The organism is Rothia sp. LK2588 (assembly GCF_040946465.1).
In the GTDB taxonomy this organism is placed as follows: domain Bacteria; phylum Actinomycetota; class Actinomycetes; order Actinomycetales; family Micrococcaceae; genus Rothia.
In genome coordinates, this window is record NZ_JAYWLS010000002.1 from 147,735 (window position 1) to 168,948 (window position 21,214).

20 protein-coding genes are annotated in these 21,214 nt (G+C 61.5%); 5 read left to right on the forward strand and 15 right to left on the reverse strand.

The window, feature by feature from the left end; genetic code table 11:
- Window positions 1-26 precede the first annotated feature (26 nt).
- Window positions 27-392 (forward strand): PLD nuclease N-terminal domain-containing protein, encoded by a 366-nt coding sequence (locus VVR12_RS05035; protein ID WP_368550079.1) that lies wholly within the window; start codon window positions 27-29, stop codon window positions 390-392.
- Window positions 393-496: 104 nt separating this feature from the next.
- Here the strand turns inward: VVR12_RS05035 and ccsB are convergent, their stop codons facing one another.
- The 10 genes from ccsB to VVR12_RS05085 all read right to left on the reverse strand — a co-directional run bounded on the left by ccsB (window position 497) and on the right by VVR12_RS05085 (window position 10,176).
- Window positions 497-1,642, reverse strand: coding sequence for a c-type cytochrome biogenesis protein CcsB (gene ccsB, locus VVR12_RS05040; RefSeq protein ID WP_368550080.1), 1,146 nt, complete (start codon window positions 1,640-1,642; stop codon window positions 497-499).
- A 24-nt stretch (window positions 1,643-1,666) separates the two neighbouring features.
- Window positions 1,667-3,265 carry a cytochrome c biogenesis protein ResB gene (locus tag VVR12_RS05045; protein WP_368550081.1) on the reverse strand — a complete coding sequence of 533 codons (1,599 nt, stop codon included), beginning with the start codon at window positions 3,263-3,265 and terminating at the stop codon, window positions 1,667-1,669.
- A 13-nt stretch (window positions 3,266-3,278) separates the two neighbouring features.
- A complete protein-coding gene (locus tag VVR12_RS05050) occupies window positions 3,279-3,989 on the reverse strand; it encodes a cytochrome c biogenesis CcdA family protein (protein WP_368550478.1) in 711 nt (236 codons plus the stop codon).
- A 28-nt stretch (window positions 3,990-4,017) separates the two neighbouring features.
- Complete coding sequence (locus tag VVR12_RS05055) at window positions 4,018-4,641, reverse strand: TlpA family protein disulfide reductase (RefSeq protein WP_368550082.1); 624 nt, start codon at window positions 4,639-4,641, stop codon at window positions 4,018-4,020.
- A gap of 42 nt (window positions 4,642-4,683) precedes the next feature.
- Entirely contained in the window at window positions 4,684-5,367 is a 684-nt protein-coding gene (locus tag VVR12_RS05060; RefSeq protein WP_368550083.1) for a histidine phosphatase family protein, read from the reverse strand.
- Window positions 5,368-5,393: 26 nt separating this feature from the next.
- On the reverse strand, window positions 5,394-5,648 hold the full coding sequence (locus VVR12_RS05065; RefSeq protein WP_368550084.1) for a glutaredoxin family protein: 255 nt from the start codon (window positions 5,646-5,648) through the stop codon (window positions 5,394-5,396).
- Window positions 5,649-5,745: 97 nt separating this feature from the next.
- Window positions 5,746-5,844 (reverse strand): 30S ribosomal protein bS22, encoded by a 99-nt coding sequence (locus VVR12_RS05070; protein ID WP_005504750.1) that lies wholly within the window; start codon window positions 5,842-5,844, stop codon window positions 5,746-5,748.
- 229 nt (window positions 5,845-6,073) lie between these two features.
- A complete protein-coding gene (locus tag VVR12_RS05075) occupies window positions 6,074-7,777 on the reverse strand; it encodes an FCD domain-containing protein (protein WP_368550085.1) in 1,704 nt (567 codons plus the stop codon).
- 45 nt (window positions 7,778-7,822) lie between these two features.
- Window positions 7,823-8,830, reverse strand: a complete 1,008-nt coding sequence (locus VVR12_RS05080) for a metalloregulator ArsR/SmtB family transcription factor (RefSeq protein ID WP_368550086.1) — start codon at window positions 8,828-8,830, stop codon at window positions 7,823-7,825.
- Between the two features lie 137 nt (window positions 8,831-8,967).
- Window positions 8,968-10,176 (reverse strand): acetoin utilization protein AcuC, encoded by a 1,209-nt coding sequence (locus tag VVR12_RS05085; RefSeq protein ID WP_368550087.1) that lies wholly within the window; start codon window positions 10,174-10,176, stop codon window positions 8,968-8,970.
- Between the two features lie 156 nt (window positions 10,177-10,332).
- Here VVR12_RS05085 and VVR12_RS05090 point away from each other — a divergent pair, with 156 nt between their 5' ends.
- Together VVR12_RS05090 and VVR12_RS05095 are read left to right on the forward strand one after the other, a co-directional pair.
- Window positions 10,333-11,727, forward strand: a complete 1,395-nt coding sequence (locus VVR12_RS05090) for a TrkH family potassium uptake protein (protein WP_368550088.1) — start codon at window positions 10,333-10,335, stop codon at window positions 11,725-11,727.
- Window positions 11,720-12,388, forward strand: a complete 669-nt coding sequence (locus tag VVR12_RS05095) for a TrkA family potassium uptake protein (RefSeq protein WP_368550089.1) — start codon at window positions 11,720-11,722, stop codon at window positions 12,386-12,388. The genes VVR12_RS05090 and VVR12_RS05095 overlap by 8 nt, the downstream gene beginning before the upstream one ends.
- Before the next feature lie 465 nt (window positions 12,389-12,853).
- Here VVR12_RS05095 and proC read toward each other — a convergent pair whose 3' ends face one another.
- The 5 genes from proC to VVR12_RS05120 form a co-directional block, all read right to left on the reverse strand.
- A complete protein-coding gene (proC, locus tag VVR12_RS05100; RefSeq protein WP_368550090.1) occupies window positions 12,854-13,702 on the reverse strand; it encodes a pyrroline-5-carboxylate reductase in 849 nt (282 codons plus the stop codon).
- Window positions 13,703-13,899: 197 nt separating this feature from the next.
- A complete protein-coding gene (locus VVR12_RS05105; RefSeq protein ID WP_368550091.1) occupies window positions 13,900-14,691 on the reverse strand; it encodes a sugar phosphate isomerase/epimerase family protein in 792 nt (263 codons plus the stop codon).
- Between the two features lie 114 nt (window positions 14,692-14,805).
- Window positions 14,806-17,598 (reverse strand): type I DNA topoisomerase, encoded by a 2,793-nt coding sequence (gene topA, locus VVR12_RS05110; RefSeq protein ID WP_368550092.1) that lies wholly within the window; start codon window positions 17,596-17,598, stop codon window positions 14,806-14,808.
- Between the two features lie 53 nt (window positions 17,599-17,651).
- On the reverse strand, window positions 17,652-18,083 hold the full coding sequence (locus VVR12_RS05115) for a pyridoxamine 5'-phosphate oxidase family protein (protein ID WP_368550093.1): 432 nt from the start codon (window positions 18,081-18,083) through the stop codon (window positions 17,652-17,654).
- The gene (locus VVR12_RS05120) at window positions 18,084-19,766 is read right to left on the reverse strand and encodes a methyltransferase (RefSeq protein WP_368550094.1); all 1,683 of its coding nucleotides are present in this window, start codon (window positions 19,764-19,766) and stop codon (window positions 18,084-18,086) included.
- A 37-nt stretch (window positions 19,767-19,803) separates the two neighbouring features.
- On the opposite strand from VVR12_RS05120, the gene VVR12_RS05125 reads away from it, so the two are divergent.
- Entirely contained in the window at window positions 19,804-20,238 is a 435-nt protein-coding gene (locus VVR12_RS05125; protein WP_368550095.1) for a pyrimidine dimer DNA glycosylase/endonuclease V, read from the forward strand.
- Window positions 20,235-20,885, forward strand: a complete 651-nt coding sequence (locus tag VVR12_RS05130; protein ID WP_368550096.1) for a cation transporter — start codon at window positions 20,235-20,237, stop codon at window positions 20,883-20,885. Before VVR12_RS05125 ends, VVR12_RS05130 begins: the two co-directional genes overlap by 4 nt.
- The last annotated feature ends 329 nt before the right edge of the window (window positions 20,886-21,214 follow it).

A 21,214-nucleotide genomic window follows, 5' to 3' on the forward strand; every position in this document is an offset into this window, starting at 1 on the left:
TGACGATTCGTGGGAAAATAACCGGTATGGGTAGAGCAATCTTAATCATCGGCGGAATAGCGTTTCTGGTGGGGGTCATCATCTACGCCCTCATCGACTGCATCCGCACCGAACACCAGCGGGTACGCGGTTTACCGAAACCGCTGTGGGCCGCGGCCATCGTGTTATTCCCGCTCATCGGGGCAGTGCTGTGGTTGGTACTGGGTAAGACGCGGGCGGCGGCGACCGACGTGTCCACCGCGCAGCGCGCACCCTCCTCCCCCGATGACGACGAAGACTATCTGCGCTTTCTCGAGCAGAAGGCCCGCCGCGAGCGAGAATCCCGTGAACGGGAGGAGCGCCGCCGCAAGAACGACGGCGACGCCCCGGAGGGCGGCAGTACGCGCGCCTAACCTGCACACCGACCAGCTGAGAATAAAACAATGCGGTGGCTCCGGTGAAGGAGCCACCGCATTGTTGCAATGATGCCCAGGAACGGGCGGGCTTGCCGCCGGGCTTAGAGGCCCGAGTAGCTGTGCAAGCCCTGGAAGAAGACGTTCACCACGGCGAAGTTGAAGATGATGCAGGCGTAACCGGCGATGGACAGCCAGGCCGAACGCGGGCCGGTCCAGCTGCGGGTCGCGCGCGCGTGCAGGTAGGCGGCGTAGACCACCCAGATGATGAAGGTCCAGACTTCCTTCGGGTCCCAGCCCCAGTAGCGGCCCCAGGCCTTCTCGGCCCAGATCGCGCCGGCGGCCAGGGTGAAGGTCCACATCACGAATCCCACGGTGTTCAGACGGAACGCGAAGTTCTCCAGAGTCTGCGAGGAAGGGACCATGCGCAAAAAGCCCATCTTCGGGTCTTCACCCTCGAGGATGCGACGCTCACGCTTGGTCTGCATCAGCTGCAGCACGGCCATCGCGAAGGTAATGGTGAAGATACTGGAAGCCAACACAGCGATCGACACGTGAATCACGAGCCAGTACGACTGCAGGGCCGGCTTGAGGTGGCCCACCGGGGTGGGGAAGCCGATGGTGGCGGCGCACATCATGATCACGGCCAGGCCGGTGACCAGCGTGCCCACGAAGCGCAGGTCGCGGAAGATCAGAGCGATCAGGTACACGGCGGTCACGCAGAGCGCGCCGGTGGTGCAGAACTCGTACATATTGCCCCACGGCACACGCTGTGCTGCCAGGCCGCGCATAATCACACCCGCCGCGTGCACGAGGGTGCCAACCGCCGTCACGGCCACCGCGATGCGAGCGACCTTGCGGGCGGGAGAGGAACCCCAGCGCATCGACGAATCGGCCACGTGGCCTGCGATCTTCTTCTCCGCCGAGCGCTTGTACCCCATGCCGCGGGCGCCGGTACCCTGCTCGGTGGCGGTCACTCGGGCAGAGGCAACCGAGGAACCGCCCCGGCCGGCGGCCTTGGTCTTTGACTTCGCCGAGGACGCCCCCACCCCGGCACCGACGAGCTGCCGCTCGGTTGCGGCAGAGGACTCGGACGCGGCGTCCTGCTGAACGCTGGCGGAGCGGTCCCCACGAGCGGTACGGGAGTTCGACGCCATATCCCAGGTGAACGCGATGAACGCGACCGTGTAGATGACAGCGGCCAGGTACATGAACCAGTCGCTGAACTGCGCTAGAGTCTCGCTAATCATTTGATTCCTTTACTGCCCGCGTTGCTAGGCTTCTTGAACTTCCAGTCCCCACCGTTCTGCGAAGATATCGGTGAGTTTTTCGGCCTCGTCGGAGATGCGCGGGTCTTCACCGCGCGCTAGCAGGCCGTATTCGATAGTGAGCATCCGCTGGCCGGCCTCCTCCTGTTCGGTGGCGCGCACCCAGACGCGGCGGCGCGGCACCCAGACGGAGACGATCAGGCCGAGGAACGCAAGGATTGACGATACCAACACGAGCTTCTTGCCGGGGTCGTACACCACGTCAAGACCGACGTAGCGCTTGTATCCCTCGTAGGTGACCGTGCCGTGCCCCTTGGCGAGTTTCATCGTGGGGTTGTCTTCCGAAAGTATCACGCCGTTGCCCTGTTGCATCGTGTTGAGCGGATTGAGTTTTGACGTATCCAACACGTAGACGTTCTGCGGCACACCGTCATCCAACCCCAGGTCCCCCGAGTAGGCCTGCATGACTAGCATCGGGTTGTAGGGTGCCGAGTCGATAGACACCGGGGCGCCGGTTTGCGCGTAGTCGCTGGTGGGCAAGAACATACCGACGAAGCCGAGCTGGTCGGGTTCGGCGTCCGGCACCTTGAGTACAACCGACGAGGTGTACTTGCCGTCCACGGCAAGACCGATCACCGGGCCCTCGTAGGCCACCGAACCGTCGGGGTTTTGCACCTTGATGATGGGGGCGTAACCGTTACCCGAGAGGTACAGGTTCGCACCACCCACGTTCACCGGTTCGTTGACCTTCAACTTCTCCGACTTCTTCTCGCCGTCAGGGTCGGTGAAGCTCAGGTCTGCGGTGTAATCGAGATCATCGCCGAAGGAGGCCGAGTTGGCCTGACGGTCGTACTTGACGTCGAAACCGTCGAGTTTCACGGTGTACGGCTTGAGCCAGTCGGGGTTGTAGTTGGTACCCGGGGTGAAGGAGTCGAAGCTGATGAGCGAGTTCACGAAGGTGTCGCCCTCGGCGAGGATCTTCTGGCCCTTGTACCCGAAGAGGGCTCCGATGGCCACGCCGATAAGCACGCCGATCATCGCCACGTGAAAGAGGATGTTGCCCACCTCGCGCAGATATCCGCGTTCGGCGCCGACCGAAAGATCGTTGCCCTCCTCGCGCACCTCTACCCGGTAACCGCGTTTCTTGAGGATCGCGGCGGCGTCTTCGATGGCATGACGACGGTCGGGGGCAGCGTCGGTGCTGGGGAAGGAAAGCGTGCGGTGCACGGGCAAACGCGACAGGTTCTGCGGGGTGCGGGCCGGGGGCCGACGCATCGCCTCGAAGTGTTGCTTGGCTCGGGGCAGGACGCACCCGATGAGGGAGATGAACAACAGCAGGTAGATCGCGGCGAACCAGAACGACCCGAAGACGTTGAAGAGCTGCAGTTTGTCTGCGATCGGGCCCCAGTTCGGATGGGCCTTGATGTAGTCGGTGACCTTGGCCGGGTCTTGGATACGCTGCGGGAAGATAGAACCCGGCACCGCGGCCACGGCCAACATCAGCAACAAGAACAACGCGGTGTTCATCTTCGTCAGCTGGGTCCAGGCCCACCGCAACATCTCGATCGGGCCAAGCGCGGGGGCGTCCTTTGCTACCTTTGCCATACTCGCGGCTCCTTTAGACGGGAAGTTCGTAGGTGGGCAGGGATGCCTGGAACCACGAGAGCATCGCGGTCCAGAGGCCGGTGGCCATTAACACGCCGATGATAACCAGCACCACTCCCCCGAACCGCTGCAGCGCCCGCTGATGACGGCGCGCCCAGCCGAAGGTGTTGACGCCGCGGCTCACACCGAGGGCGACGAGCAAGAAGGGGATGCCCAATCCAAGGCAATAACAGGTCGTCAGGACGATGGCCTTGGTGAGGTTGGACCCGTCGAGGTAGACCAGCGCCTGCACGGCGGCGAAGGTAGGCCCGATGCAGGGCGCCCAGCCCAAACCGAAGGTGATACCCAGAAACGGCGCGCCCCACAAACCGGCAGGCGGTTTCTTCTCGATCTTGCGATCACGCTGGAACCAGGAGATGTTCCCCATGAACACAAGCCCCATGAGGATCACGATCAGACCCAGCACCACGTTCACCCAGCTCTGTCCCTTGAGCCAAGGCGCTGCGCCGAGCTGTGCGAAGACCACAGACATCAACACAAAGATGAAAGAGAACCCGAGGATGAACAACAGGATGCCGGCGAAGGTGCGCCGGGTGCGGTGCTTGGTCTCGGTTCCAGACAGCCCGGTCACGTACCCGAGGTAACCGGGTACGAGTGGGAGCACACAGGGTGAGGCGAAGGAGACGAACCCGGCGAGCATCGCCAGGGGGATCGCCACAGCCATGGAACCTTCGGTGATGATCTGCCCGAAGCTAGACACGTGCGGTATGTTCTTCCAACAGAGTATTGACAATGGACTCGTCGATAGTGCCCAGCACTCGGGCGGCCACGCGTCCTTGTGCGTCCAAGATGAGCGTGGTGGGCACGGCCTGTGCCGGCACGTACTTCGACAGACCGTAGAGCACCTTGCCGCTGGTGTCGTTGAAGCTCGGGTATTCGACCTTGAACTTGCGCTCGAAAGCGGCGGCGGTGCCCTCTTCATCGCGCACGTTGGCGCCCCAGAACGTCACCTTATCCCCGAACTTGGCGTGGAGTTTGTTCAGGTGCGGTGCCTCTTCGCGGCAGGGGGCGCACCCCGCGTACCAGAAATTCAGGAGCACGGGCTTGCCGCGCAACGACTCTGAGGTCACCTCGGTGCCGTCGTACTTCACTCCGGTGAACTGCACCGGCTCGCTACGGTCCTGCTCGGCGTATTCCGTGACGGAGCCGTCACCGGCGATATACCCCTTATCGCTACCGGCATTGGCCTGCGCGGCTAATGAATCGTTCTGCGAAGAGCATCCGGCCAGTGCGAACGCGCCGGCGATACTTGCCAGCGAAAGGAACTGCTTACGGTTCATCCGGTGCGGTGTCGGCAGAGCTTCGTGGGCGGGCATATGCTTCTTTCGAGTCATTGAGGGTGTAGGGGGTCAGTTTTATTATGAACCAGGTAACTGAATGACACCTGAGTACAGGTCGGCGGCGGGTTCACAGTAAGAGATGGTCGGGCGTGAATTACCCTGCAGATCGTCGAAGTGAAACGAGGTCACCGAGGCCAAATTGCACTGCCGGGTTCTCGGATCGTGCGGGAGGAACTTGCCCTCGGCACTGCGGCGGGCCATCCAGATGGGCAACTGGTGCGAGACCACGATCGCCTCGGCGCCTTCTCCGCCGAGTTCGACGGCCTTGGCAGCGGCATCCCGAATAGCGGCGGCCATGCGGGCGGCCTGTTCGCCGTACGGCTCCCCCCAGGACGGACGCGTGGGGTTTAGTAGCTTCGGCCAGTGCCGGGGGTTGCGGAGCAACTCGTCTTTGTTCACGTGCAGGCCCTCGAAGTGGTTGCCACCCTCGATGAGGCGAGAGTCTGGGTGAGCCTCAAGGCCCAGTAGCTCTGTGATCGGCTCGGCTGACTCCCGGGTGCGGGTCAACGGGGAACACGTCAGATAAACGATGTTGTGGCCCTCGCGCGCCAGGCGGGCGAAGTGCTCCGCCGAGGCGCGAGTCATCGCGCGGCCCTTCTCGGTGAGGTGGTAGTTGGGCAGGCGGCCATAGACGATGCGGTCTGGGTTATCGACCTCGCCGTGGCGCATGACGTGAACCGTTGCAAGAGGTATGGAGCTCATTGAACCAGTCTCTCAGATAGTTGCCGCTATGGCATCTGTGCGCGCAGGATCTTAAGCAGGCGACGGCCGTTGATCTGCCAAAAGTCTTTGACCTCGCCGTTGACCATCACCACGGGAACCTCGGTGTCGTGGCGGGCCTTTAAGTCGGGGTGCTCGTCGATGTTGATCTCTCGATAAGACAACCCGAGTTCTTCGGTGACCTCAGCCACCGTGGTCTGGGCGGCCTCGCAGAGGTGGCAACCGACACGGGTGAGCAGGGTGACTTCTGGCTGGGAATCCATGGATCTATCCTATCGGCCCTTTCGAGGGCGTAAAAAAACTACGAGCCCCGCAACCTTGGAAGTCAAGGCAACGGGGCTCGTACATGCTGACAAGAATTTACTTCTTGTTGCGGCGCTGGTGACGAGTCTTACGCAGAAGCTTGCGGTGCTTCTTCTTGGACATACGCTTGCGGCGCTTCTTGATAACGGAACCCATGGGATTCACCTCACTTAACAATTTGGTACCCGGCCACACCGTTCGATCTGAAGGGCGCGTTAGCTATGCCGGGTGCACGGTTTATACCGGTATAAACGCTAGGCATAACCGAAATCGGGCACGCACGTGCCCCACAGGTTATGAACGCTCTCTGTATAGAGTACAAGCAATTGGCGAATTTTCCCCAATCGCCGGATGAAATGAGAGCTTTTTCTCGTTCCCGGCGGGGTTAGCGTTTCTTTTTCTTCTTGCCCTTTTTCGAGATCAAGTTGCGCTGCCCCGGGGCGATTTTCGAACCGCGCTGGCTACGTGGACGGGACTCGCGATGGTGCGGAGTCTCGTCGATGATCTCCGGTTCCCTCGGGTCGCGATCGGCGGGTTCATACCCCTCGGGGAGCCGATCGTTATCCGCCCGCGAACGCTGTTCGGTGCCGTGCTCGGATTTCGCGGTCGGCCGGGGTGCGGCGTCCTCTTCACGAGGGGTCTGCCCACGATCATTCGATTCTTGCAGGTCTTCGGCCGTCAAAGCGGCGAGGCGCTGCTGACGGGCCAATTCTTGCAGTTCCACATCGTCGGGGGTGTGGGCGTCCTGCGGTTCGCACTCCTCCGGAGCTACAGGAGGTTGCGGGTGTTCCTCCGGCTCCTGTTCTGCAGGTTGTGGCGCGGTGTGTTTGGGGTGCTTACCGAAATACGCACCGATCTGCGCCAAATTCAGGTGCTTCAGCTCGGAGAGTTTGGGCCGGTGCTTCTTGCTGGTAGGCCCCTGTTCCTGGCTGGGCGCGACCGGCTCGTCCGCGCGGTCGACCATCGGTTCGCCTGCCGTCTCGGGCACAACGGGTTCCTCCGCGGGCAGAGGTTTCTGCGACTTCTGTGCGGCGACCATCACCTTGTTCTCCCCGGCCGAGCGCACGATCGGCTTGATGACGGTGGCGTGCACCGGAGCGCTCACGGTGCCCCGACGGCGGCGGGTGCTCGTCCCCGGGGAAACTCCGGACGCGGTCACGACGTCCGAGCGCGTCGCCTGCGGCTGGGCGGGCGTTTCGGCCGCGGGAGCCTCGGGTGCAACGGGCCGCTCGGTGGCGGGTTCACGCACCGGGGCGGTCGTGCCGATATTTTCCAGTGCGCTGATGATGTCTTCGGAGACCGGCTCGTCCCATTCGCTGGGCACGAGGTCGTCGCCCTCGACCTCGATGGGGTGCATGGCGGCGGTGGCACCGGGCATCTCGTTGGGAGAGAGGGTGGCCTCGTCTAGGTCTATGCCGGCGTCGGCATACTGGTTCTCAATGTTGGCCTTCACCAGCTGAACTGCCAGTTCGTTGTCACCCGATTCAAGGGCGTCATAGATCGCCTTGTACTCGGCGCGCAAACGGGTGGCCGTTGAGCTCCAGAGCGGAACTTTACCCATGAGCGAGAGCAAAAAGTCATAGATTGTCTCGCTCATCGTGGCCATGAGCCCGGTGACCAGATGGTTCCCGGCGAGCTTGGTGAGCGCGATGTGAAAGTCTACTTCGAGGCGGTGGAAGTCGTTGGGAAGAATCACTTCTTCCTGCATCGCGTCCAGCAACTCGCGCAGTTCCCGCATGGCCGGGTGGTCTCGTCGAGCATGCGCCAGGGCCCAGGACTCGATCATGATGCGAGCCTGGATCATGTCTCGCATGGGGTGGCGTGCGCTGGCCATGTGCAGGCGTAGCGCGGGAGTCATCGACTCTGCGGGGGCGGAGACCAGGTGCGGAATGATGGCCTTACGCTTGCCCTCGTAAAGACGCAACACGCCTAAGATTTCGAGGCGCTTGAGCGCCTCGCGGGTGCTGTTGTTTCCGGCCTTAATGATGTTCGCGAGTTCGCGATCATCGGGGAGATCTTCACCGAGATTCACGGCTCCTTCGAAGAGCTGCGACTCGATCCAGTTCAGAATTTTGGAATCTACTGACATTGGGGGGTCTATGGTCTTTCCACGGGGAATGAGTAAAGAGCGGAATTAACGTGAACGACGGCGGCCCCAACGCGTCAGCGAAGCGATCAGACCGCGCGACTCGTGGGTGTCGTAGTGGTTTTCGGCCGAGGGCAACTCCGGCGGGGCGTCGGCGGCAGGGTCGGTCTGCACGTCCGGGGTCGGTTCGGGGTCGCGCTCTGCTGCCGTTACCTCCTGGGGTTCTTCAACCGGGGATTCCTCTACCTGGGATTCCGCGGAATCAGCGGCGTTCTCGGGGTTCTCGTCAGTGGAAGGGCTCTGCTCGACCGGGGCGTGATCGGCCAGGGTCTCTACGGCGAGGGTTTCGACGGCGGGTGTCTCGTCGACAGGGGCCTCCTCCGCCTGTTCCTCTTCCTCCTCTACCTTCTGCTGCGCCCCGCCGGGGGTAAACGGCATGAGCGGGGTGTAGCTGATGGCGGAGCTGGAGTGGCGCGCCCGATACGTAGCCTCGGGTTCCTCGGACTCTTCAGCCTGGGACTCTTCAGCTTCAGGTTCTTCCGCCTGAGACTCTTCAGCGACCGATTCGTCTGCGGAAGAGTCTGCAGGCTCGTCCGCTACCGCAGGCTCTGCATCTTCCGTCTTCACCGGCTCCGGCTCGTCCTCGGTAGCGGCTTTCTCGCCAACTTCAAGGATCGGATCGATATCGGCGGCGGCGTCCGCTTCAACAACAGCCGCGTTGGCGGCTTCTTCGGCGGCTGTGGACGGCGCGTCTTGCCGGTCTTCGGAGGTCTCGCTCTCCGACTGGCTCGTGGCGTGTGCGTGGCTCAACGCCTCGATCCAGAGGGTGACCTTGTGCAGGGGCGCGGGGGTCAACGAGTAGTAGCGCTTCTGCCCGGCGGCCTCGGTCTCTACAAGTCCTGCCAAGCGCAAGACCTTCAAATGCTTTGAGACGGTGGGCTGGCTGACGCCCAATTCACCGACGAGCTCGCCCACCGAGTGCTTCCCCGAAGACAACGCTCGAAGAATCTGTCGGCGGGTGGGATCCGCGATCACGGAAAATACGTCATCAATCATGTGTCAATGATGACATATATTACCCACGTCGCATGCGCAGACACCGGGAAAATTACCCTTTAACCGGCGGATAATATACGCCGCAAACCCAAATCCATCAGCACATATACCGATCGGCTTATATGCCGCCGGGCAACTCAGTCGAACCAGGGATCCAGACCCCACAGCGGAAAGATTTCCTTGCGGGTGGCCATGACGGTGCGGTCGACCTCGTCAGCCGGGTCGTACCCAACCTCCCAGGACCGCCACCAGATATCCGAAGCGTCCCCGAGAAAGCCCGGGGCGTCGTCCCCGTATTTCTCCTTCATGTATTTTTGCCAGGCTTGCGGGGTAGGGCGTCGAATGTCCAAGGGGTCGCCCGCGGCGATCGCGATGAGATGGGCCCAACTGCGCGGGACCGCGTTGTGCACCGAGTATCCGCCGCCGCCGGTGGCGATCCAACGGCCCTCGCAGAGCTCGTCGGCGAGCCTGCCGATATACGCCGCCAGTTCCCGCTGCGCGTCCACCGAGATGCTCAGGTGAGACATCTCGTCGGCGAAATGGGAATCGCAGCCGTGCTGGCTGACGATCACCTCGGGCTGAAATTCCCGCAACAAGGGTGGAACCACCGCGTCAAAGGCGCGGATCCAGGCGCCGTCGCTGGTATCTCCTGGTAACGCGATATTCACGCTGGTACCCGCGGCCTCACCACAGGGTCCCGACTCGTTGGAGAACCCGGTGCCGGGAAAGAGTGTCATGCCCGATTCGTGCATGGAGATGGTCATGACCGCCGGGTTGTCCCAGAAGATGTTCTGGGTGCCGTCCCCGTGGTGGGCGTCCACATCGATGTAGGCCACCCGGGTTACCCCGTGTTCCAACAGGTGTTGAATGGCGACCGCGCAGTCGTTGTATACGCAAAAACCGCTGGCGCGAGAGCGGGCGGCGTGGTGCATTCCGCCGCTGAAGTTCACCGCATGCACGGCCCGTTCATCGAGGATGGCCTGCGCTGCCTGCAGGGAACCTCCGGCCAGACGCGCTGAGGCCTCGTGGATCCCCTGATAACCGGGGGTATCTTCGGTCCCCAAGCCGCACTCGGGAATGCTCTGGGTGGGGTCTTCGCTGATGGCGTGAACCTGTTGGATATAGGCGGCGTCGTGGGCGAGCCGCAGCTGCTCGTCCGTGGCAACCTCGGGAGCCTCGAGGCTCACCTGGGGCAGATCGAAGAGGCCAAGCTCGCGAGCGAGGGCAGCGGTGGCATCTAATCGGCTGGGGTGCATGGGGTGGTAGTCGCCGAAGAAGTAGTCGGACAGCGAGGGCGCCCAAAGCACGGTCGTGGGAACCCGGGAGAGGTTCTCGGTAAAGCTCATACACCACCGCCTTCGACAGTAATTTTCATCACATCTTATACTAGAAACGCCGTGGCCACAGGTAGCGACGGGGTGGTTGATGAAATACGAGATACTAGGGTAGACGTACGCGCGGGTACATCGTCGCACCGACCGTTGATTCACGAGGGGAACCGCATGACCGAGACCGATACCAAAGCCGTCGGCGTCGTCTCCACTCTCGAGAGGATCCGCGACGTGCTCGACCGCACCGTGGCCGCCTCACCGTCGCGCATGGCAATCTTCGCGTTCTCCCTGGTGATCGTCTTCTTCTCGGTCATGTTGCTCTTGCCGATTTCTTCGGCCGATGGACAAAGTGTGGCGTTGCACCACGCGATCTTCACGGCGACCTCGGCGGTGACGGTTACGGGTTTGACCACCGTCTCAACGGCCACGCAGTGGTCGTTTTTCGGTCAACTGATGATTCTCATCGCCTTTCAAATCGGTGGCCTGGGCACGCTCACGATGACGTCCCTGCTGGCCATGGCCGTGGGCCGCAAGCTCGGGTTGCGCTCCCGACTCATCGCGCAAGAGGCCATGAACATCGGCAAGCTGGGCGAGCTAGGTTCAGTATTGCGGACGGTGGCCACCACCTCGATCGGTTTCGAGGCGACGATCGCGCTCATCCTCATTCCCCGCTTTCTGCTACTGGGCGAAAGTTTTGGCGAGAGTATCTGGCACGGCATCTTCTACGCGGTCTCGGCCTTCAACAACGCCGGGTTCACGCCCCACTCCGACGGCATCGTTCCCTACGGGCATGACCTGTGGATTCTGATCCCCATCTGCGTGGGCGTGTTCATCGGTTCGCTGGGCTTCCCGGTCATCCTGGTGATTCAACAAAACCCGCTCTCCTTCAGCCGCTGGAACCTCACCACCAAGCTGACCATCATCGGCACGGTAGCGTTGATGTTTATCGGCATGGCACTGTGGGGCCTGTTCGAGTGGTCCAATCCGAAAACCATCGGAGACCTCAACTTTTTCGACAAGATCCTCAACGCCCTATTCGCCTCGATCATGACGCGTTCGGGCGGTTTCAACCTGGTGGATATGAACGACGCCAACCCCATCACCTTGTTGATCACCGACGTGCTGATGTTTATCGGTGGCGGTTCGGCTTCTACCGCCGGCGGCATCAAGATCACCACCATCACCGTAGTGATCTTGGCGGTGATCGCCGAGGCGCGTGGTGACACCTTCGTGGTGGCGTTCAACCGCACTATTCCTGACTCGGTGCTCCGCATCGCGATCTCGGTGATCATGATGAGCGCGATCATCGTGTTCATCGGCACCGCCATGATCGTTTTTCTCAGCGGTGAAACCCTCGACCGTGTTCTGTTCGAGGTCATTTCCGCCTACGCCACCTGTGGCCTGTCGGTGGGGCTCTCCCCCGTGTTACCGCCGTCCTGTATCTATGTTTTGAGCGTGTTGATGTTCGTGGGCCGAATCGGAATCATCACCGTGGCCACCGGCCTGGCTCTGCGCTCCCGTCGTCGCCTGTACAAGTTCCCCGAGGAAAGGCCCATCATTGGCTGATCGTATTTCCCACAACTCTCCCGTCTTGGTTATCGGCCTGGGGCGCTTCGGTGCATCCACGGCCGCGCAACTGAAGCGGCAAAACAAAGAGGTGCTGGCGATCGAGAAGGATCCCACGCTGGTTCAGAAGTGGTCGGGTCTGCTCACCCACGTGGTCGAGGCCGACGCCACCGACATCGACGCGCTGCGCCAGCTCGGCGCCTCCGACTTCACCGCCGCCGTGGTGGGCGTGGGTACCTCGGTCGAGGCGTCGGTGCTCATCACCGCAAACTTGGTAGACCTGGGGATCGAGCGCATCTGGGCCAAGGCGATCACCCCGGCGCACGGCAAGATCCTCTCGCGCATCGGGGCCCACAAGGTGGTGTTCCCCGAGGCGGACGCCGGACGCCGCGCGGCGCACTTGGTCTCCGGCCGGCTGCTGGATTACATCGAGTTCGACGACGATTTCGCGATCGTCAAGATGTATCCGCCCAAGGAGACGCACGGTTTCACGCTGGCCGAGTCGGACGTCCGCGGCAAGTACGGCGTGACCATTGTGGGGGTGAAGTCCCCCGGTGAAGATTTCACCTACGCAACCCCCGATACTAAGGTCACCTCTCGCGACCTTCTGATCGTTTCGGGTCAGGTAGATTTAATTGAAAGATTTGCCGCGCGGCCATAAAAATCATCACACCTAGTCAGCGGCTTTTAGGGGACAAAAATTGGCGATTTGTGGGCCAATTTGACGTGATTTTACGCGGCACAAGACCCTCAACGAGTTGCCAAAGCGACCGGCGTGTGCCTAAACTATTATCACCTCTAAAGGTGCGAGTGATTACTGAACGGATTGCGAACCCGTTCAAAACAGTTTAGTTTTTCAGCATTCTGAGCCGGTATCCCCTAATCCGGTCGCTGCAAAAGCTTGGCTGTAGACGAGATTGATAATTCAACATCGTCACAGAAGCTCCGACTGATTCCCTACAGTCGGAGCTTCTTTTTTATTTAACTTAAGCGGACCGAGAGCAGCACCCTCCCCTACCCGCCGAGTTTAGACTGTTGATTCCTGGGCCCAGGGTGCTCGCGGTCTCGACGTTTTCACTGCCAAAGCATCCGTCGAGACCGCGAGCACCCTTGCAACACCCTCAGGTTAGGCCGTGTATTCGCGGCTCATCTCTTGAGACTTATCCGCGCACGCCTTCATCGCCTTGTATGTGATCTCTTCCAGGCCGGAGTCTTGATAGGAAAGGATCGCCTGCTCGGTAGTGCCACCGGGGCTGGTCACGGCCTTACGCAAGTCCTCGGGATTCGGGTCTTCCTCCAGGAGAGCGCCGGCGCCACCCACCGTGGCCGCCGCGAGCTTCGCGGCGAGGTCGGCGTCCAGCCCGAGTTTCTGACCGGCCTTAGACATGGTCTCGGCCAGCAAAAACGCATATGCCGGGCCAGACCCGGAGACGGCGGTGACCGCGTCCATCTGGTCTTCTGCGACCTCGAAGACCTCACCCACTGCACCGAGAATCTCGTGCGCCAGCTTCAGCTGGTCCTCACTGACGGTCTGCCCCGCCGAGATCGCCATGACGCCGTGGCCCACGCGCGACGGGGTGTTCGGCATACAACGCACGGCCGGCTGCTTCTCCCCCAGAGCTTTCTGTAGCGCATCCAGCGGAACACCGGCAGCCACCGAAATCACCAGGGTGTCGTCCGCCAGCGCCGGTGCGATCTCGCGGGCGAGATCAAGCACATCGTAGGGCTTCACGCCCAGGAGTACGACGTCGGCGCCGTCTACCGCGCGGGTGTTTGCTCGGTCTTCGGATTCGGCGGTGAAGATCTGCACCTTCTCTTCGGTGTCCGAAAGCTTCTTTCGCAACGAACCGGCGCTGTCTTCACTGCGCACCGTGGCGCGAACGCGGGCCGGATCGAAACCGCTGGCAATCAACCCCGCGGCAATGGAACCGTTCATGGAACCGGTGCCTAGGAACGCAACTATGTTCTCTGCCATGATCATCCTCGTTTTCTACATTGAAAGCTGATGAATCCAGGCTATCAACCCGTCCGGCGGTCGGGTAAAAATTGACAGGCTTCGTTCAGGTTCACCAGGTGGTAAACCTCCTAAACAAAATGTATGATGGAAACACCTCATGGGAGTAAATCCTCATAAGGTGCGAGTGATTGATGATAGAAGGTGGGCTTGGGCGCCTACCTTCGGAGATGCCGGTGAGCGAAGTGGAGTGTTTCTAATAGCATTTCATCTCGCTCACCGGCATTCTTTCCTTTAGTCGAAATCTCGGCGCAGACCACGCCGTCGAAACCGGTATCCGCCAGATATTCCAAAGACTCCGCCACGGGCTGACGACCGTACCCGGGCATCAGATGCTCATCCATCACCTTGTCGCCCATACCGTCGGTCAAATGCACATGCCCTAACCGAGGCCCAATCTTCTGCAGATATTCCAGGGAATCCACGCCTGCGGCAGCCGCGTGGGAGAAGTCCCAGGTGATCCAGTCATAGTCAAAACGGGTGGGATCCCAGTGCGGGGCGTACATCTCCATGCTTCGGCCGGCGAACTCCCAGGGGTACATATTCTCGACCGCGATCTTCACGCCCTCCCCCTCAGAAATCTCACGCACGCCGGCCACGAAATTCTTCGCATAGGTCTTCTGCCACCGAAACGGCGGGTGGGCAACGATCACCTGCGCCCCGACGTCCTGAGTCAGTTTCGCCGCCATCTGCATCTTGTTCCAGGCGCGACCCCACACCTGCTGCGTGAGCAACAATGTGGGGGCGTGGATCGCCGAGATCGGAATCTGGTACCTCTGCACCAGCTCCTTGAGGTCGTGCGGTTCCTGCGAAATCGCGTTTCCGGTGATCATCACCTCCACGCTGTCATACCCGAGGTCTACTGCCGTAGAGAACGTCTCGGGCAGGGAGGGCGGAAACAGACATGACGAAGACAGCGCGACCTCGATCGGTTTCTTTTCTACAGTCATTTCTTCCCCTCTCAGCGCTCCCACCACACGGTCTATAGTAGGTGTTGTTTAAAAGTCTACGCACCCTCGCCCAGCGGCGAGGGTGCGTAACTCTCGAATTCATTAACTACCCTGTTATTTTTGAGAGGTAGTCTTCTTGGCCGCCGGTTTCTTGGCGGTGGTCTTTTTCGCCGCCGTCTTCTTCGCCGGGGTCTTACGCTTGGCCGGCCCCTTGGCCCGCTTCTCGGCCAACAGCTCGATGGCGCGTTCGCGGGTCAACGACTCGAGGGTTTCGCTGCGCGGCACCGTAATGTTCGTGACCCCGTCGGTGATGTACGGGCCGAAACGGCCGTCCTTGACCACAATCTTCTTCTCAGAGACCGGGTCGTCGCCGAACTCGGCCAGCGGAGGTTTAGCCGCACCGCGGCCGCGCTGCTTGGGCTGCGAATAGATCTCTAGGGCCTGCTCGAGGGTGATCGTAAAGATCTCCTCTTCGCTATTCAGCGAACGCGAGTCGGAACCCTTCTTCAGGTAGGGGCCGAAGCGACCATTCTGAACCGTGATCTCGGTGCCTTCGGAGTCGGTGCCCAGTACTCGCGGCAGGCTCATCAGCTTCAGGGCGTCCTCGAGGGTGACCGTGGCCAGGTCCATCGACTTGAACAGGGACGCGGTGCGCGGCTTTTCCTTCTTCGGCTTCTTCTTGGGCTTCGGGTTGCCGTTCTTGTAGTACTCGGTCGGCTGAGCGTCCAGATACGCCTGGATCTCTTCCTCGGTCATCTCGGGGATGACCTCGGTGACGTAGGGGCCAAAACGACCGTCTCGCGCCACGATCGTGCGGCCGGTCTCCGGATCGGTACCCAATTCACGGCCGTCCTGCTTACCCTGTTCGATCAGCTCGGCGGCTTTCTCCGCGGTCAACTCATCGGGGGCGAGGTCGGCGGGCACGTTGGCGCGCACCGGATCCTTGATCTCCCCGGTTTCGGTGTCCAGTTCTCCGCCCTGTTCGAGATACGGACCGAACTTACCCACCCGCAGGTTGATGCCGTCGGCGATCTCGATCGAGTTGATGGCGCGGGCGTCGATATCGCCCAGATTGTCGACGATGGGCTTCAAACCGCGGCGCGGTCCGCCGCCGAAGTAGAAGCCCTGCAACCAGTCCGCCCGCTTTTCTTCGCCACGGGCGATGCGGTCGAGGTCTTCCTCCATCGCTGCGGTGAACTCGTAGTCCACGTACTTGTCGAAGTGTTCCTCCAGCAGACGAACCACCGAGAACGCGGTCCACGAGGGCACCAAAGCTCCACCGCGGACGTTCACGTATCCGCGGTCCTGAATCGTGGAGATGACAGCGGCGTAGGTCGAGGGGCGACCGATCCCCAGCTCGTCCATCACCTTGACCAGAGAGGCTTCGGTGTAGCGGGCGGGCGGGGTGGTGTCGTGACCGGCGGCGGCGATGTCGGAGGCGCTCAGCGGGTTGCCCTCTGCCAGCTGTGGCAGGCGCTTCTCCCCCTTGGCGTCCTTCTCTTCGTTGGCCACCACGTCGGTACCTTCTTCATAGGCGGCCAAGAAACCGCGGAAGGTGATGACGGTGCCCGATGCGGAGAATTCGGCGTCTCGCGAGTCGCTGGAGACCGCGCCCAGTTTGATGGAGGCGGTCTGTCCCTTGGCGTCCGCCATCTGCGAGGCCACGGTGCGCTTCCAGATCAGTTCGTAGAGACGGAACTCGTCGGAGCTCAGCTCAGACTTCACCTGAGACGGGGTACGGAAGGAGTCACCGGCGGGGCGGATCGCCTCGTGCGCCTCCTGCGCGTTCTTCGACTTCGAGGCGTAGACGCGCGGCTTGTCCGGCACGTAATCGGCACCGTAGAGCTCGTTAGCCTGCTTGCGGGCGGCGTTGATGGCCTGCGTCGACAGCGCCACCGAGTCGGTACGCATATAGGTGATGTAACCGTTCTCGTACAGGCGCTGAGCCACCTGCATCGTCGAGCGCGAGGAGAAACGCAGCTTACGCGCAGCCTCCTGCTGCAGGGTCGAGGTCGTGAACGGTGCCGCCGGACGGCGGGTGTAGGGCTTGGTCTCGACCGAGCGAACGGTGAAGGACGCCTCGGCCAGGGCGGCGGCCAACGCGGTAGCCGTCTGCTCGTCCAGGTGTACGGTCTTGGACGCCGCGGCCGGCTTCAGGGCGCCGTCCTCACCGAAGTCTTTACCGGTGGCCACACGAGCGCCGTCCACCGCCGTGAGCTTGGCGGTGAAAGATTCGCTCTTCTCGGTGGTGAAGGTGCCGGTGAGGTCCCAGTAATTCGCCGAGCGGAAGGCCATGCGGGCGCGTTCCCGCTCGACCACCAGGCGGGTTGCCACCGACTGCACGCGACCGGCGGAAAGGCCGCGGGAAACCTTACGCCAGAGCACCGGGGAAATCTCGTAACCGTAGAGACGGTCCAGTACGCGGCGGGTCTCCTGGGCGTCCACGAGGTCGCTGTCGATCTCTCGCAGTTCGCCAAAGGCACGCTCGACGGCCTCGCGGGTGATTTCGGGGAAGGTCAGGCGGTAGACCGGCACCTTGGGCTTGAGCACCTGGAGCAGATGCCAGGCGATGGCCTCACCCTCGCGGTCACCATCGGTCGCAAGGTAGAGGGCGTCGGATTCTTTGAGCTTACGCTTGAGTTCGGTGACCTTCTTCTTTTTGTCGGGATTCACCACGTAGTAGGGCTCGAAGTTGTTTTCGAGGTCTACCGCGAACTTACCGACCGGGGTCTTCTTGAGTTCCTCAGGGAGTTCGGAGGGCTGGGGCAGGTCTCGAATGTGCCCCATGGACGATTCCACCTCAAAGGCATCGCCGAGGTAACCGCTGATGGTTTTCACCTTCGAAGGCGACTCCACGATCAGCAGAGACTTGCCATGTTCCGTTGTGCTCTTGGCCTTGGTCGGCACTTCGCTCCTAGGATGTACGGGTTGTGATGATTCTTCGACAACAATAGCGCACGCTACTGTACCGGCAACCCACCGCTCAGGGGCAGTTTCAGCTCTCGACCCGAGATTTTTTCGGGGATCAGCTCGACCCAATGCATGTGTTCGTTGGAGGCCACGCGGGCTTCATCTTTGAGTTCGGGGGCGATATCTACGTCGTCGGGGAACCACTTGGCGGTTCCGTAGACGGTGACCTGCCGGACCGATGGGGTGCGTGCTTCGTCGATCTCGAAAGCAACCTTACGGGTGACCACGATCGATGTGAAGTTGTCTCCGGCCTTTGTTTGAAAGTAGATGTTGCCGTTTTCAATCACATAACGCACCGCGAACAGGTCGATGTTGTGTCCGTTCGATATAGCCAGGCGACCGATGCTGTGGGAGTTCAAGAGACGCTGGCAGGTGGCGTGGTCGAGCTCGGTCAGCGGGTTCGTCGTGGGCGCAGTGGTCATCTAGTTCTCTACTTTCGGCTGAGTGGTTGGCTCGGGGGTGTTCTCACGATCGATGAGCAGGAATCCCTGATCGATGAGGTCGCGCACGTGCCCGCGCAACCGGGTGCGTGGGGCGTCGTCGTCCCAGTCCAGCAGTGCCGCCAGCGCGCCGCTGATCTGCCCGACGGTCAGTTCTCCGTCGCAGGCGGAGACGAAGCCGGTGGTTTCGCTGGTCATCAATACGGTGCGGCGCAGGCCCGCTCCCTGGCGTAGCAGGATCACCCCGGGGTGTTCGGCACCGGGGGCGCCGTGGCGCTCCTCGGTGACATCGGAGGCGACGACCAGGTGCAGGGCATCGAGGTGGTCGTCGCTGAGCGGGGCCACCGCGTCATAGTGGGCCACGGCCTCGGCGAAGAAGGAGGCGATTGGTTGTTGAATCGGGTAGGTGATCTCTTCGAAGCGTTGCAGCATCTGTTCACGTGCGGTCTGCGGCTGCGGGGCGCGTAGCCAGATCATCCCGAAGCCGATGGAGTTCACACCGCGGGCCGAGAAATCCTCGAGGTAGTCCAGGTAAGCCCGTTCGTAGGTGGCAGGGTCGCGGTTCTCGCTGGCGTCGCGCAGCCAGGTTTCGGCGTACTGCTCGGGGGAGAGTTCTTCGCGCTGGATGAACCAGGCCTCGGCGTTCTCACCGACCCACTCGCGCGGGCGGGCGCTCCAGTCGGTCTCTTGCCCCTCGGCTGCCACGGGGATCTCCCAGTTACCTAGCATTTGCGCATAACCACCCGGGGTAAGCAACCCGGGTAGCTCACGCACCAGCGTGGAGACGATGCCGTCACCGGCCAAGCCGCCGTCGCGGTAGGTGAATTGTTCCTCGGCCGTTTCGTTCTCGTGACGCGGGGTAATCACGAACGGCGGGTTGGAGACGATAATGTCGAAGCGCTGACCGGCCACGGGTTCGGTGAGCGAACCCAGTCTCAGGCTGACGCGTTCTTCAAGGTTATCGGGGTCGATGTTCAGAGCTGGCGCGTTGAGCAAGAGGTTGAAACGGGCGAACGCGAGCGCTCGGGGCGAAATATCGGTGGCGGTCACGTGGTCGGCGTGGGCGAGCAGGTGGAACGTCTGGATGCCGCAGCCGGTGCCGAGGTCCAGGGCTTGAGCCACCGGGGTGCGTACGGTGAACTGCGCCAGCGAGAGGGAGGCTTGCCCGACTCCCAAGACGTGGTCTTTGCGTAGCACACCCGGGCGTTGGTGGGCGCCGAGGTCGGAGGCAACCCACAGCTCGGTGCCGTCGTCGGCGGAGTGGGGGCGGACGTCCACGGCGGCGCGGAAGATACCGCTGGTTTCTTCAGGGGTCGCCGATACCGCGAGGTGCAGGTCAACGAGCAACTGGCAGGTATCGTTACCCAGGGCATCGTTCAGTTCTTCGGCGGTGAAGGTCTCGCCCAGCATGAAAAACGCGATGGCGAGGGCCAGGTTGCGCTCGGCCTCGGTGGCGGTTGCGCTGGCGCGGATGGTGCGTACCCGGTGACGACCGGGGATCACGACGTCGCGCGCCATGGCGGCAAACGCACCCTCGCCCAGCAGAGACGCGATGGCCTCGTAGGTATAGTTCACGCTGGTCAGCGCCTGCGCCAGTTGTTTCAGGGCGTGCAGATCGTGGCTGACCGGGGCGTCTTCGCGGCGGGAGATTTCTGACTCGTTCACAGATATATTCTATCCGCCGCTGGATAGACTAGGGGGCATGCGTATTTGGTCTGTGCACCCTAGCCTTGTAGACGCCCGCGGCCTGGTTGCCTGTTGGCGAGAAACCTTGCTCGCCCAGAAGGTGTTGCGGGGACTGACGAAGGGGTACACCAACCATCCTCAGCTTGATCGGTTCAAGGCGACGGACGATCCGCTGGCCTATATCTGCACATACCTGCACCGGATCGCAGATGAGGCGGACGCGCGCGGTTATCACTTCGACCGTTCCCGCATCGTGGCGCCTTCCCGCGAGCTGGCTCCGTTGCCGGTCACCGAGGGGCAGTTGCAGTACGAGTTCGATTTTCTCTGCGCGAAGGTTTCCGCTCGCGACGAGGCGTGGTGGGAACAGAAGTTACGCGGGGCGTCTCCGGCGGCCCACCCGCTGTTTACGGTGGTGCCGGGTGATATCGAACCATGGGAGAAGATCAAGTGAGCGACCCTTCAATTCATCACGCTGATCATGACGGGGATCTCGCGCAGCGGGACAGCCTGCGACGCGTGGTGTTGATCGTGGCGGGATTGAACCTCGCCTATTTCTTCGTGGAGGCTTCGGTGGCCTGGGCTATCGGTTCGGCGTCGCTCTTGGCCGACTCAGTGGATTTCCTCGAGGACGTCTCGGTCAACCTGCTCATATTTTTGGCCCTGAGGTGGACTCTGGCCGCACGCGCCCGCGCCGGCCGGGCGATGGCGGGCATCATCTGCCTTCCCGCGGTGGCAGCGGCGTGGCAGATCGTGGCGAAGGTGCAGGACCCCCACGCGCCGGAGATCCTCTCGCTGGTTTTCACTGCCGGCGGTGCGGCCGTGGTCAACGGGATCTGCGCCTTAATACTGACCAGGTGGCGAACTCACGGGGGTTCGCTTTCGCGGGCGGCCTTTCTTTCGGCGCGCAATGATGTGCTGGTCAACGTGGCGATTATCGCGATGGGTGTGCTGACGGCGTTCACCGGTTCTGGGTGGCCAGATATTGTGTTGGCCGCCGTCATTTTGATCGTGAATCTCTCGGCCGCCAAAGAGGTGTGGGAGGTCGCCGGTGAGGAGTCGCTGGCGGCTAAAGCCTTGGCCGGTGAAGATATTGATTAGGAATACCTCACTCATTTATTGTGATTGAGATGCGCGACATATGGGTGCTTTTTATTGTCTAAACCAACAGGCGTCGCTTCTTACATCGTGAAATAAGTGTCAGACATTCTGGGGACACCTCAAATTATTTTGAGCAAAAATTGCACGTCAGCCTGATATTCCGCGGGCCACCGGGTCTCGTCATAATTTTCAAGATATGTCTTTTGTTCAACGATGCAGATAAACTAGCGAATATGGCAGATGCTGAGAAAGAAATGATTAAAAAAGTCAATCGCTGATTGGCAGGCAAAACTCGATGCTGGCGCGGCGCCCTTCTCCGAGGACGTCGT

Coding starts and splice junctions, on each gene's coding strand:
- VVR12_RS05035 (WP_368550079.1), top strand. CDS start 27: ATGGGTAGAGCAATCTTAATCATCGGCGGAATAGCGTTTCTGGTGGGG.
- ccsB (WP_368550080.1), bottom strand. CDS start 1,642: ATGATTAGCGAGACTCTAGCGCAGTTCAGCGACTGGTTCATGTACCTG.
- VVR12_RS05045 (WP_368550081.1), bottom strand. CDS start 3,265: ATGGCAAAGGTAGCAAAGGACGCCCCCGCGCTTGGCCCGATCGAGATG.
- VVR12_RS05050 (WP_368550478.1), bottom strand. CDS start 3,989: ATGGCTGTGGCGATCCCCCTGGCGATGCTCGCCGGGTTCGTCTCCTTC.
- VVR12_RS05055 (WP_368550082.1), bottom strand. CDS start 4,641: ATGCCCGCCCACGAAGCTCTGCCGACACCGCACCGGATGAACCGTAAG.
- VVR12_RS05060 (WP_368550083.1), bottom strand. CDS start 5,367: ATGAGCTCCATACCTCTTGCAACGGTTCACGTCATGCGCCACGGCGAG.
- VVR12_RS05065 (WP_368550084.1), bottom strand. CDS start 5,648: ATGGATTCCCAGCCAGAAGTCACCCTGCTCACCCGTGTCGGTTGCCAC.
- VVR12_RS05070 (WP_005504750.1), bottom strand. CDS start 5,844: ATGGGTTCCGTTATCAAGAAGCGCCGCAAGCGTATGTCCAAGAAGAAG.
- VVR12_RS05075 (WP_368550085.1), bottom strand. CDS start 7,777: ATGTCAGTAGATTCCAAAATTCTGAACTGGATCGAGTCGCAGCTCTTC.
- VVR12_RS05080 (WP_368550086.1), bottom strand. CDS start 8,830: ATGATTGATGACGTATTTTCCGTGATCGCGGATCCCACCCGCCGACAG.
- VVR12_RS05085 (WP_368550087.1), bottom strand. CDS start 10,176: ATGAGCTTTACCGAGAACCTCTCCCGGGTTCCCACGACCGTGCTTTGG.
- VVR12_RS05090 (WP_368550088.1), top strand. CDS start 10,333: ATGACCGAGACCGATACCAAAGCCGTCGGCGTCGTCTCCACTCTCGAG.
- proC (WP_368550090.1), bottom strand. CDS start 13,702: ATGGCAGAGAACATAGTTGCGTTCCTAGGCACCGGTTCCATGAACGGT.
- VVR12_RS05105 (WP_368550091.1), bottom strand. CDS start 14,691: ATGACTGTAGAAAAGAAACCGATCGAGGTCGCGCTGTCTTCGTCATGT.
- VVR12_RS05115 (WP_368550093.1), bottom strand. CDS start 18,083: ATGACCACTGCGCCCACGACGAACCCGCTGACCGAGCTCGACCACGCC.
- VVR12_RS05125 (WP_368550095.1), top strand. CDS start 19,804: ATGCGTATTTGGTCTGTGCACCCTAGCCTTGTAGACGCCCGCGGCCTG.